Source organism: Bacillus xiamenensis (genome assembly GCF_000300535.1).
GTDB lineage: Bacteria > Bacillota > Bacilli > Bacillales > Bacillaceae > Bacillus > Bacillus xiamenensis.
On the sequence record NZ_AMSH01000001.1, the window covers coordinates 97,185 to 109,609 of the forward strand.

At 43.3% G+C, this 12,425-nt stretch carries 12 protein-coding genes; all 12 read right to left on the reverse strand.

The window, feature by feature from the left end:
- Position 1: 1 nt before the first annotated feature.
- The gene (pknB, locus tag BA1_RS00505; RefSeq protein WP_008354557.1) at positions 2-1,957 is read right to left on the reverse strand and encodes a Stk1 family PASTA domain-containing Ser/Thr kinase; all 1,956 of its coding nucleotides are present in this window, start codon (positions 1,955-1,957) and stop codon (positions 2-4) included.
- A complete protein-coding gene (locus BA1_RS00510) occupies positions 1,951-2,721 on the reverse strand; it encodes a Stp1/IreP family PP2C-type Ser/Thr phosphatase (protein ID WP_008354559.1) in 771 nt (256 codons plus the stop codon). Before BA1_RS00510 ends, pknB begins: the two co-directional genes overlap by 7 nt.
- 3 nt (positions 2,722-2,724) lie before the next feature.
- Positions 2,725-3,813 carry a dual-specificity RNA methyltransferase RlmN gene (gene rlmN / locus BA1_RS00515; RefSeq protein WP_008354560.1) on the reverse strand — a complete coding sequence of 363 codons (1,089 nt, stop codon included), beginning with the start codon at positions 3,811-3,813 and terminating at the stop codon, positions 2,725-2,727.
- A gap of 3 nt (positions 3,814-3,816) precedes the next feature.
- Positions 3,817-5,160: a 16S rRNA (cytosine(967)-C(5))-methyltransferase RsmB gene (rsmB, locus tag BA1_RS00520; protein ID WP_008354562.1), complete on the reverse strand. Its 1,344-nt coding sequence runs from the start codon at positions 5,158-5,160 to the stop codon at positions 3,817-3,819.
- Positions 5,147-6,100, reverse strand: a complete 954-nt coding sequence (gene fmt / locus BA1_RS00525; RefSeq protein WP_008354564.1) for a methionyl-tRNA formyltransferase — start codon at positions 6,098-6,100, stop codon at positions 5,147-5,149. Before fmt ends, rsmB begins: the two co-directional genes overlap by 14 nt.
- A gap of 5 nt (positions 6,101-6,105) precedes the next feature.
- Positions 6,106-6,588, reverse strand: coding sequence for a peptide deformylase (gene def, locus BA1_RS00530; RefSeq protein WP_008354566.1), 483 nt, complete (start codon positions 6,586-6,588; stop codon positions 6,106-6,108).
- A gap of 15 nt (positions 6,589-6,603) precedes the next feature.
- Positions 6,604-9,012: a primosomal protein N' gene (gene priA / locus BA1_RS00535; RefSeq protein WP_008354568.1), complete on the reverse strand. Its 2,409-nt coding sequence runs from the start codon at positions 9,010-9,012 to the stop codon at positions 6,604-6,606.
- Positions 9,009-10,226: a bifunctional phosphopantothenoylcysteine decarboxylase/phosphopantothenate--cysteine ligase CoaBC gene (gene coaBC, locus BA1_RS00540; RefSeq protein WP_008354571.1), complete on the reverse strand. Its 1,218-nt coding sequence runs from the start codon at positions 10,224-10,226 to the stop codon at positions 9,009-9,011. Before coaBC ends, priA begins: the two co-directional genes overlap by 4 nt.
- 117 nt (positions 10,227-10,343) lie before the next feature.
- Complete coding sequence (gene rpoZ / locus BA1_RS00545; protein ID WP_008354574.1) at positions 10,344-10,547, reverse strand: DNA-directed RNA polymerase subunit omega; 204 nt, start codon at positions 10,545-10,547, stop codon at positions 10,344-10,346.
- Between the two features lie 3 nt (positions 10,548-10,550).
- Positions 10,551-11,165, reverse strand: a complete 615-nt coding sequence (gmk, locus tag BA1_RS00550) for a guanylate kinase (RefSeq protein ID WP_008354577.1) — start codon at positions 11,163-11,165, stop codon at positions 10,551-10,553.
- A gap of 9 nt (positions 11,166-11,174) precedes the next feature.
- Entirely contained in the window at positions 11,175-11,444 is a 270-nt protein-coding gene (gene remA, locus BA1_RS00555) for an extracellular matrix/biofilm regulator RemA (RefSeq protein ID WP_008344898.1), read from the reverse strand.
- A 76-nt stretch (positions 11,445-11,520) separates the two neighbouring features.
- Entirely contained in the window at positions 11,521-12,396 is an 876-nt protein-coding gene (locus BA1_RS00560) for a YicC/YloC family endoribonuclease (RefSeq protein ID WP_008354579.1), read from the reverse strand.
- Between the last annotated feature and the right edge of the window lie 29 nt (positions 12,397-12,425).

A 12,425-nucleotide genomic window follows, 5' to 3' on the forward strand; every position in this document is an offset into this window, starting at 1 on the left:
TTTATTCATCATCAGGGTATTCGATCGTTTTGGAGCTCACCACTTTATCGTCCACCGTCACCTGATAATATCCTTTTTGACCTGGTTCAATCTTAAATTTAATCGTTCGCTCAGTTGGCGCAGTGATTTTAAAGGTTTCATATAAATCAGAAATGCTATGTTCTGCATCATCAATGGAAATTTGGACATTCATCTCCTGTCCTTCCGTTTCTGGTTCATACGGGATCGAAATCTTTTCAGTCACCGTTTTAGCCGGTTTTGCTTTTGGTCCAAGAGAGAACGTAATTTTGACCGTATCGCCTGGTTTGACAGCTGTCCCCGCTTCTGGTTCCTGCTTCACGACCTCGCCTTTTGGCACATCATCAGAATACGCTTCTTTTTCATCAAGCTTGAGTCCATTGTCCTCTAAATAATTCGATGCTGCCTGCTTACTATACGTTGTTAAATCACGTAAGGTAATATCGGCAGGACCTAAACTCACGGTTAAAGTGACTTCCTCATCTGCGGCGACAAGCTCTGTGCTGGCGGAAGGCTGCTGTTCCATGACGATCCCTGATTCGGTGTCATTATCATTCACTTCCTCCACGACGACCTGTTTAAACCCTTTTTTCTCTAATATTTCTTTTGCTTTCTCGACCTTTTCACCTGTGACATCAGGTAATTCGGTTTTTTCTTTACCTGTACTTTCGTAAAGCTGAATTTCTGTTCCTTCTTTTACTTTTGTTCCGATGTTCGGATCCGTTTTGACGACAAGTCCTTTTTCAATTTCATTGTCAGCGATCTCAATAGGATCAGCTGCGACAGTAAATCCGGCTTTTTTTAAGGTATCTTCTGCTTTTTCAACTGTCATGCCAGACACATCGGTGACCTCTATATCTTTTGGAAAAAGGAATCCCGGAAATACAGTGATCGCTAAAATCGTCGCGGTCGTCAAAATAAAGAAGATCGACGCCATGATCCACGGCCATTTTTTTCGTTTTTTCTTCGGTTTTTGTTTTTCTTTTTTCTTCGGCTTTTGAACTGGATGAACGGCTGTTTTTTCATGATCTTGATCAACTTGATGATCTTTCATAATGGGAATGGCTTTTGTTGCTTCATGATCTTCTTCAATCACAAAGCGTTTTTCTTTTAGTCTTGCAGGGTCAAAAGCCGTTTTTAAATCCTTTTGCATTTCAGATGCATCTTCATATCGATAAAATGGATCTTTTGCCATCGCCTTTAAAATGATGTTCTCCACGCTTTGTGGAACAGAAGGGTTCCATCTTCTCACAGAAGGCGGTTCTGACTGCAAATGCTTCAGTGCGACACTGACAGCAGATTCTCCTTCAAATGGCATGCGTCCTGAGATGAGCTCATAGAGCACAATACCAAGTGAATAGATGTCTGATTTTTTCGTCGCAAGACCTCCGCGTGCTTGCTCTGGAGATAAATAATGAACAGAGCCAAGAACAGAATTGGTATGGGTAATGGTCGCTGAGCTGAGTGCCATGGCAATGCCAAAATCAGTGACTTTGATATTCCCCATGTTGTCTATTAATATATTGTGAGGCTTAATGTCCCGGTGGACGAGCTGTTTCGCATGGGCTTCTTCCATCGCAGCCACGACTTGCTCCATGATGCGAACGGCTTCTTTTGGATGAAGCGGGCCATTGGCGTGTATGTATTCTTTCAGCGTCATCCCCTCGACATACTCCATGACAATATAATAAATGTCATCTTCTTCTCCGACATCGTAGATGCTGACAATATTTGGGTGGTCTAAGCTTGCGGCTGATTGCGCTTCTCTCCTGAAACGTCTAATAAAATCATCATCGCTTGCAAAGTCAAACCGCAAAATTTTAATCGCCACTTCGCGATCTAAAATCATATCCTCCGCCAAATAAACGTTTGCCATTCCGCCTCCGCCTATGACGCGAAGAATCTGATAACGGCCGCTGATCCTTTTTCCGATCAACACGTGCTGTCACCCTCCTCTGTTTGGGAGGAGATTTCTAACAGTACTGCTGTAATGTTATCTTCACCGCCGTTGTCATTCGCTGTTTGAACTAACTCTGTTACTTTTTCGTCTGGTGCGGTTGTTTGCGTTAAAATCTGAATTAGGTTCTCTTCTTCTACTTTATTGGATAACCCATCTGAGCAAAGCAAAATTTGATCTCCTGGATCAATTTCAAAAGTTCGTGCATCGATTTGAACGTGTTTATCCGTTCCTAAAGCTTTGGTGAGCACATTTTTTCTTGGGTGATATTCTGCATCCGCTTTTGAGATCTCGCCTGTTTTCACAAGCTCATTGACAAGTGAGTGATCATCCGTTAATTGGGTCAGTGCTCCATCTCTTAGTAAGTAACAGCGGCTGTCACCAATATGGACGATTGTGACCGTTTGCAAATGAACGAGCGCACAAACAATGGTCGTCCCCATTCCTTGGCATTCCTTATTGTTTCTTGCATGTTCATATATTTGGTCATTAATGTCGCTCACTTTTGAGATTAACCAGCTTTCTTGATCGGCTGGATTACTTGGAATTGAAGATGTTTCCTCCCAGTATTCTTTTAAAGAAGAAACTGCCATCTTGCTGGCTACATCACCAGCAAGATGACCTCCCATTCCATCTGCTACAACAGCTAGAATTGCGTCTTCTTTTGCTTCAAAAATACCTGCATCATCTTCATTATGCTGACGGACTTTTCCTGTATCGGTTTGAAAGGCTGACCTTATCAACATTCGTCACCTCGTCTCTTCCTGACGCTCCTTCGCTCTTAGCTGACCGCAAGCAGCATCAATGTCATGGCCTTGCTCTCGTCTAATCGTTACGTTTACGCCTCGTTCTTTCAGCGTTTTTTCAAATAGGAAGATTTGTTCTCTCGGTGTTCTTACATAATCTCTCTCCGGTACATAGTTCACCGGGATGAGGTTTACGTGGCATTTGATTCCTTTTAATAAATCAGCCAGTTCTTCTGCGTGATGAACTTGATCATTGACTCCGCCAAACAGGCCGTATTCAAAACTCACACGTCTGCCTGTTTTTTGAATGTAGTATTCAATGGCTTCCATTAATTTTGGTAGCTTATATGCCTTATTGATTGGCATGAGGCGACTTCTAATCTCTGTATTTGGTGCGTGCAGAGAGACAGCAAAGTTAATCTGCATTTGCTCATCAGCAAATTGATAAATCTTTGGAATGATCCCGCTCGTTGAAACCGTAATATGACGTGCGCCAATATTTAAGCCATTGTCATGGTTAATGATTTTAAGGAAGGCAAGCATTTCTTCAAAGTTATCAAATGGTTCACCAATTCCCATGATCACAACAGAGCTGACGCGTTCATCTGTTTCATCAAGCGCCTGCTGCACTTTCAGTACTTGGGCAACGATTTCTCCTGCCTCAAGGTTTCGTTTCAAACCGCCAAGTGTAGATGCACAGAATGTACAGCCAATTCTACAGCCAACCTGTGTTGTCACGCAGACAGAGTTGCCGTACTCGTGACGCATCAGCACTGTTTCGATTGTATAGCCATCATGTAATTCAAATAAAAACTTGATCGTTCCATCTTGAGATGTTTGTTTAATCACTGTTTTTAATGTTGTGATCGCAAATTGTTCCTTTAGTTTTTCTCTTAACTCCTTTGAGAGGTTAGACATTTCGTCAAAGGATGTGACACGTTTTTCATAAAGCCACTCAAAAATTTGCGTTGCACGGAAAGGCTTTTCGCCTTGTTCTTTTAACCATTCTTTGATTTCGTGAAGCTCAAATGAATAGATCGACGGCATGTCTGTTTTCAGTTCTTTTCTTACTTTTCGTTTTTGTTCTGTCATTTTTTATCCCTTCTTTCTCATGCTGCAAATAAAGAAACCATCTGTTCCGAAATAATGAGGAAGGATTTGCACACTTCCATTTTGAACAAACGGAGCAACCTGCTCAGGCAGCCGTTCATTAAGAGATAGATCGGGTTCGAAGTCTTGGTGTTCTTGTAAAAACGCATGAATCACTTGTTGATTTTCTATTGGATCCATTGTACATGTACTGTATACAAGGGTTCCGCCCGGCTTTAAAAGCGGAGCTGTTTCATGCAGGATGGCTTGCTGAATCGCTGCAAGTCTTGCTGCGTCTTCTGGAGACTTTGTATATTTCATATCTGGTTTTCGTCTGATGACGCCAAATCCTGAACACGGTGCATCAATGAGAATGCGGTCAAACGAAGCTTCACTATAAGCATCTGATGCTTTTCTTGCATCGAGCGCTTTTGCCTCAATTTTAGTTAAGTTCAGGCGCTTTGCTGCTTGTTTGATTAGTTTTACTTTGTGTTCATGTAAATCAAGCGACACAATTTTCCCCTCATCGTTCATTCGCTCTGCGATATGTGTTGATTTTCCGCCAGGAGCCGCACAGGCATCGAACACCATTTCTCCCGGCTGCGGGTCAAGCGCTCTTGCAACAAGCATGGAGCTTTCATCTTGAATCGTCACAAAGCCCTCTTGAAAGAAAGGAGTGGCTACGATAGAGCCTTTCATGAGCTTAAGTGCATCCTCAGATAAGTCGCCAAGCTCTGTTTCAATTCCTGCATCCATTAGTTCTTGCTGTAATGCCGCGCGGTCCGTCTTCATTCGATTGACACGAAGGGTTTGCTTTGGCGGTACTAAATGAATGCGGCACATGCTTTCTGCTGCTTCAAATCCGTACGCCTCAACCCATTCCTGAATGAGCCATAATGGGTGGCTTGTCTCCACCGATAGCCGCTTGACCGGATCTTTGATGGCATCAAATGATGGGACTCCCTCTCTTTGTACAGAACGAAGAACACCGTTGACAAGTGACGAAATGCCTTTATGTCCGCGCTTTTTCGTGAGCTCGACTGCTTCATGGATGGCCGCACGATCTGGAATTTTTTCAAGGTAAACCATTTGATACAGAGACATACGCAAAAGCTGCATCACCCACGGAGCCACTTTTTGCGGTTTTTTCACAAAAGGCGTGAGCATGTAATCAAGTGCCAGCTTATTTTGCAGTGTACCGTATACAAGCTCTGTTAACAGCGGTTTGTCCTGATCCGAAAGTTCTTGCTCTTTCATCACTGACTGCAAAAGCAAGTTACTGTAGGCTTGATTTTGTTCAAGTTTAATTAAAGCGTCCAGCGCTACTTCTCTCACATTACTTTTCTTCATTTAATAACCCTAATTTCTGTCCAATTTCGATATTTGCGCCTCTTAAGAAGTCTTCACCGCTCATTTTTTTCTTTCCAGCGGGCTGTACACTCGTTAATAAAAGGCCTTGCTCATTCCCCGTTCCAATGACTGGCCCTTCTTTTTGCAGCTCAATCACCTTTCCAGGTTCTTCCTTAGTTTGGAGCGAAACTTTTTTCGCTTCCCACACCTTTAAATTGGCGCCGTTCCATTCAGTATAGGCAACTGGCCATGGATTTAAGCCGCGAACTTGGTTGTAAAGCACTTCTCCTGGTTTTGTCCAGTCTAGTCTTTCCTGCTCCCGCTTAATATTTGGTGCATAGGTTGCTGCCTCTTCATTTTGCGGGATTGGCGAGATGGACCGGCTTAATATATTTGGAATCGTGTCTTTTAATAAGGCCGCACCAGCGACACTTAATTTATCATGCAGTGTTCCCACATTGTCTAATTCATCAATTTCTACTTCTACTTTGCTAATCATGTCACCTGCATCAAGCTTTTCAACCATATACATGATCGTGACGCCTGTTTTCTTTTTGCCTTGCAGGATCGCATAATGGATCGGTGCACCGCCTCTTAGCTCTGGCAAAAGAGAGGCATGAACGTTGATACAGCCAAATTCAGGCTCATCCAGTAATCTTTTTGGCAGAATTTGTCCGAATGCTGCCGTTACGATTAAATCAGGCTTTAGCGCAAGCACTTTATCGATTTCTTCATCAAGACGCACCTTTTCAGGCTGTAAAACTGGAATGCCATGTTTTAGGGCTTCTACTTTCACAGGAGGCGGCGTGAGCACTCGTTTTCTGCCTTTCGGGCGATCTGGCTGTGTGACGACCCCTACGACTTCATATCCTTCTGTTATGAGCGTTTGCAGCACAGGTACTGAGAAATCAGGGGTTCCCATAAATACAATACGTGCCATTTTCTTCACCCTTCCATTTCCGCAAGTTCTTTTTCTGTATAGGTTTGAATGATCTTCGACGTGAATAATACGCCGTCTAAATGATCAATTTCATGCAATAAAGCTCTTGCTAAAAATCCTTCTGCTTCTATTGTAAATGGTTTGCCTTTCTTATCAAAGGCTTTCACCTTCACATAATTTGGTCTTTCGACCGTTCCGTACAAAGATGGAAAGCTCAGGCAGCCTTCAATGTCTGTCTGACTCCCTTCCACTTCAAGAATCTCTGGATTGACTAAGTCAATCCTTCCAGAATCTTCTCCTATGTCAACCACAGCGATTCTTTTTGAGATGCCGATTTGCGGTGCGGCTAGGCCGACTCCATCTAGCTCAAGCATTGTATCATACATATCATCCAGCATTTTTTTGAGTTTTTTATCGAATGTATCAACAAGCTCTGTTTGTTGTTCAAGAACGTCTGCCGGATGTAAGACGATCGGTTTGATTGCCACTAAAAGCCCTCCGTTTTACATCATCATATATGGATTCATATCGATTGAAATCATCAACTGTTTTTGTTCCATTTCTTTTTGATAATGATCTTGTATTTTCCGTAATAAACTTGCCAGTTCATTTTCCCTTTTGTATTTTATCACGCATTGATAGCGATATCTATCTTTGATCTTAGCGATTGGAGAAGCAGCCGGACCGAGAATTCTTGTATTCGGTGCACAGTTCATTTTCAGGAACTGAACAATTTTGTCCGTTACATGTGCTGCCTTTGTCACTTCTTCATGTGACACAGTCACCATGGCCAAAAAGTAAAACGGCGGATAGGACTGATGACGGCGATGCAGCATCTCCTGCTCATAGAAGGCTTCATAATCATGCTGCTTGGTTAATTCAATACTATAGTGCGAAGGTGTATACGATTGAATAATGACTGAGCCCGCTTTTTCATGACGGCCCGCCCGGCCGCTTACTTGGGTGAGAAGCTGAAATGTTTTTTCACTTGAACGAAAATCAGGGATATGAAGGGACGTATCAGCACTCAGTACACCGACAAGTGTAACATCTGGAAAATCTAAGCCTTTTGCAATCATCTGCGTACCAAGCAGAATATCGGCTTCTTTGTTGCCAAATGACGTGAGAAGCTTTTCATGTGCCCCTTTTCGAGAGGTTGTATCCACATCCATTCGGATCACCCTCGCTTCAGGCAATACCTTCGTAAGCTCTTCTTCGACACGCTGCGTACCTGTACCAAAATAGCGAATATGCTCACTGCTACATTCCGGACATTCAGCAGGTACCGGAGCTTCATGACCGCAATAATGACACTTCAGCCGTTTTTGATCGCGATGATACGTAAGAGAAATCTCGCAATGAGGACATTGCTCCACATATCCGCAATCACGGCACATCACAAAGGATGAATAGCCTCTTTTATTGAGAAATAAAACGGCTTGTTCTTTCCTTTCCAGCACTTCTTTTAACCTGAGCATTAATTCTTCTGAGAACATGGACCGGTTGCCGTTCCTTAATTCTTCTCTCATATCAATTAACGAGACGTGCGGGAGCTGCTGCTGGTTCACTCGTCGTTTTAGCGTCAGCAATGTATAGACACCTTTTTTCGCACGTGCATACGACTCAAGCGAAGGCGTTGCACTGCCTAATACAACAGGACATTGGTGCCGTCTAGCCCGTTCAATGGCAACATCCTTTGCATGATACCGAGGCATTTCTTCTTGTTTATAGGACGATTCATGCTCTTCATCTATAATAATCATTCCTAAATTCTCAAATGGAGCAAAAACAGCAGATCTTGCACCGACGACAAGCTTGACTTCCTTGCGGTGGATTTTCCGCCACTCATCATATTTTTCCCCAGTCGACAATCCGCTATGAAGAACAGCCACATTGGAGCCAAAGCGTTCTTTAAACCGCTGGACCATTTGAGGGGTTAAGGAGATTTCAGGAACTAGTACGATCGCTTCTTTTCCTTTTTGGAGGACATGATCAATTGTCTGCAAATAAATCTCCGTTTTCCCGCTTCCTGTCACCCCGTGCAGCAAAAACGTTTCATGTTGATCATCACTCACTGCTTGGTGAATGGGTTTGGCCGCTTCAGCTTGTTCTGTCGTGAGATCAAGAGGAGTAGAGGGTGTAAATTCCCGGTCACGATAAGGATCTCGATAGATTTCTTCGTAGCTTTCTGTTAACAAACCTTCCTGAATCAAAGCTTTTAACGTTTGAGAACTAGCGCCTGTTTGCTGCTGCAGGTCTTTTGCTAAAAACGTCGCCTTATTTGCTCGAACCAAAAAGGATAGCAATGCCTTCTGTTTCACCGCATTTTTCTTTAGCCGCTCCTGCTTTTCTTCGAGTTTTTCTTTCGAAACGGCAACCTGAAGCATACGCACCTTTTTCTTTCCAGATTTTTGAGAGACATGGTATCTGACCTCTAGATGACCTTTTTGGACATGCTTTTGAATGTGCTTCAGCTGTTCAGGCGGGATGTCAGCGTAAAGGATGCTCTCTTGCTGACCGAAAAGCTCTTTCAATGACTGCGGAAGTTCCTCATCTGACAGCACCTGAATTTCTTTTTCATACTTGGCCTTCATCGCTGCCGGCAGCATGGATTGAAGAGCCGTGATATGATAGGATAATGTTTTTTCCGTCAGCCAGTGGGAAAGCTCCAATAGCTCATCTGTCAGAACAGGAGATACATCAAATAAATCCACAATGTCCTTTATGCTGCCTGTTTTTACGTCTGTTTCGTCTTTGATTTTTGTCACAAACCCTTGAATCTTCCTCGGGCCAAAGGGAACAACCACCCGCATACCAGCCTTGACAAGGTCTTTGAAACGGTCTGGCACACGATAGTCAAATGGCCGATCGATGGCTTTTGTTGTGACATCAACAATGACTTCAGCAATCATGCTTGATCACGCTCTTTTGGCAACAGTTGTTTTGCCTCTTTTAAAATTTCAAAAGCAAGGTCTTTTTTACTCATCATTGGCAGCTCTTTTTTTGTTCCGTCTGCTTTGATAATCGCTGCGACATTTGTATCTGTGCCAAAGCCTGCGCCCTCTGCTGTGACATTGTTAGCGACAATCATATCTAAATGCTTGGATTCGATTTTCTTTTTCGCATAATATTCTACATCTTGCGTTTCAGCTGCAAACCCGACAAGCAATTGGTGCTCTTTTCTTTTCCCCAGCTCTTTTAAAATATCTTTTGTCCGCGTGAATTCAATCTCCATTGCGCCATCCTGTTTTTTCATTTTATGAGAATAGGTCGTAACAGGCGTATAATCGGCAACTGCTGCTGATTTAATCACAAGGTCTGCATCCTCGTACACATCTAAAGCTGCCTGATACATATCCGCAGCTGATTCAACGTGCACCACGTTCACACCATCAGGCGCAGATAAAGAAACAGGCCCTGAAATGAGCGTGACATCAGCCCCCATTTGCTGGGCAGCTTCTGCAATGGCATAGCCCATTTTCCCGGTCGATCGATTTGTAAAGAAACGAACAGGATCGATTACTTCTCGTGTAGGACCTGCTGTCACCACGACTTTTTTACCTGAAAGCGGCAGCCTTTTTGGCTCTTCAAAAAACGCACGAATGTGTTCAACAATTTTCTCTGGCTCTTCTAGACGCCCTTTCCCAATGTACCCGCACGCTAAATAGCCTTCACTTGGCTCAATAAACCGGTAGCCGTCTTCATATAATGTGCGAATGTTCCGCTTGACAGCTGGGTGGTCATACATGTGCACGTTCATGGCCGGTGCGATCCATACAGGAGCTGTTGAAGCAAGCAAGGTCGTTGTGAGCATATCATCAGCAAGTCCTGCGGCCATTTTACCAATTGTATGCGCTGTTGCAGGGGCAACAAGAATGAGATCGGCCCAGTCAGCTACATCAATATGCGCAATGACTTTTGGATTGTTTTCTTTAAATGTATCCACATACACCTCATGTCGAGATAGGGCTTGAAAGGTGAGCGGAGACACAAACTCACGGGCAGATTCCGTCATAATCACTCTTACGTTTGCGCCTGCCTGTACGAGTTTACTAGTGAGTGCAGCTGCTTTGTATACGGCGATTCCTCCGCTGACGCCGAGTAAAATATTTTTTGACTGTAACATTTGTTTGTCCCCCTTAACGGCCTTTTTCACAAATTCGTCTACAATTCAAAAAAGTCAAAACCAATCATAGTTTTGACTTTTTTGAACGTATCGTATCTGCATTGCAGAAGCGATGTGTTATTCTTGCTCTTCTTTTTCGAATGTCAAAAGACCAGCATCGATTTCTTCAAGTGCTTTCCCTACAAATTTGTAGGACTTTGTATTTTCGATTTGTTGATCTTGATGGATCTGCATCTCACGTGCACGGCGTGCAGCCACTGTGACAAGCGTATATTTTGAGTCAAGTTTGTTCATCAATGAGTCAATTGAAGGATCTAACATGGTTTATTCTACCCCCAGCATTTTTTTATATCTTGGTGCGACTCTGTCTCTGCGCAGATGCTCTGCAAGGACGATCGCTTTAATTCTTTCACAAGCAAGTTCGACATCATCGTTTTCAACAACATAGTCGTAAGCATCCATCATTTCAATCTCTTCTTTTGCAGCAGCCATTCGGTTTCGAATAAGATCCTCAGATTCTGTACCGCGCGTCATAATGCGGTTTTGAAGCTCTGAAAGACTAGGCGGTGCAAGGAAAATAAAGAGACCTTCCGGGAATGCTTCTCTTACTTGAAGTGCACCTTGCACTTCGATTTCAAGGAAAACATCTTTTCCTTCGCTCAATGTTTGTTCAACATAGTCAACAGGCGTGCCGTAGTAATTCCCGACATATTCTGCCCATTCTAGCAGCTTTTTGTTTTCAATCATATCTTCAAATTCTTCCCTGGTTTTAAAGAAATAATCAACACCATTTCTTTCACCTTCACGTGGTTTGCGCGTTGTCACAGAAATAGAGTATTCAAATTTCGTATCTTCCTGGGAGAAAATAGCTTGTCTGACCGTTCCTTTTCCAACTCCCGAAGGTCCAGAGAGAACGATTAAAAGTCCTCTTTCTTTCATAATGGCGTATTACCCCTGCCCTTCATCTATGATTTCTTCTTTTACAGAAAGTCTTTGCGCGACAGTCTCAGGCTGAACGGCAGATAAGATGACATGGTCACTGTCCATAATGACAACAGCACGGGTTCTTCTTCCGTATGTAGCATCTATGAGCATGCCTCGATCTCTTGCGTCTTGTATCATTCGTTTAATCGGTGCTGATTCCGGACTGACAATTGAAATCATCCGATTCGCTGAAATGATGTTTCCAAATCCGATATTGATCAACTTTATGGTCATCTTCTTTCGTCCCCCTGTAATATAAACGTCTCTAGTCTCGCCGAAAGAGACGCACTGTAAACAGCATACACAATGACTATTCTATATTTTGCACTTGTTCTTTTATTTTTTCAATAGTACTTTTCATTTCAACCACCAGCTTTGTTAAATGATGATGGTTTGCTTTAGATCCAATCGTGTTCACTTCACGGTTGAGCTCCTGTACTAGAAAGTCAAGCTTTCGGCCGGCAGCTCCGCCTTGCGTCAAAATTTGCTGGAATTGCTGAAAATGACTTTTTAACCGTGTGATCTCTTCTGTAATGTCACAGCGATCTGCAAAGATGGCCGCCTCTGTGGTCAGTCTGCTTTCTTCAAGAGCCTCGCCGATCCATTCCTTCAATCTTTGATTCAATCGTTCTTTGTACTGACTCACAACCTCTGGCGCGAAGACGTTTATTTCTTCTGTAAAAGCCTCTAGCTCAGACAGCCTGAGTTCACAGTCTTTTTGAAGTGATGTCCCCTCTTGCTCTCTCATGAAGCAAAGTTCCTTCACAGCTTCTTCACAAGTGTCTATCAGCAATTGCTCGAGCTGCTCATTTCGGCTGACCGACTCTTCTACTTGAACAGCATGCTCCAGCTTAAGTAAGTCATGTGCATGCTCAATGCCTGAAATGTGATAGCGGTCCTCAAGGTCTTTTGCGGCTTTCATATATTCATCCACGAGCGGCCAGTCGATCTGCAAAGACCGGCTTGCTAGTTTACCGCCTTCAATCGTGACAAACAGCTCAATTCTACCGCGCTGCACGTGACGAAGAATGATTTTTTTCAATGTATCTTCGAAATATAATAGCGGCCTCGGCAAACGGGCATGAACCTCTTTAAAACGGTGATTGACCGATTTTAGCTCGACTGACACTGTCAGTTCTCCATCCGTTTTACTCGCTTGGCCGAATCCCGTCATACTGCGTATCATGTTAAAACACCCAATTCTTTCATATTAAT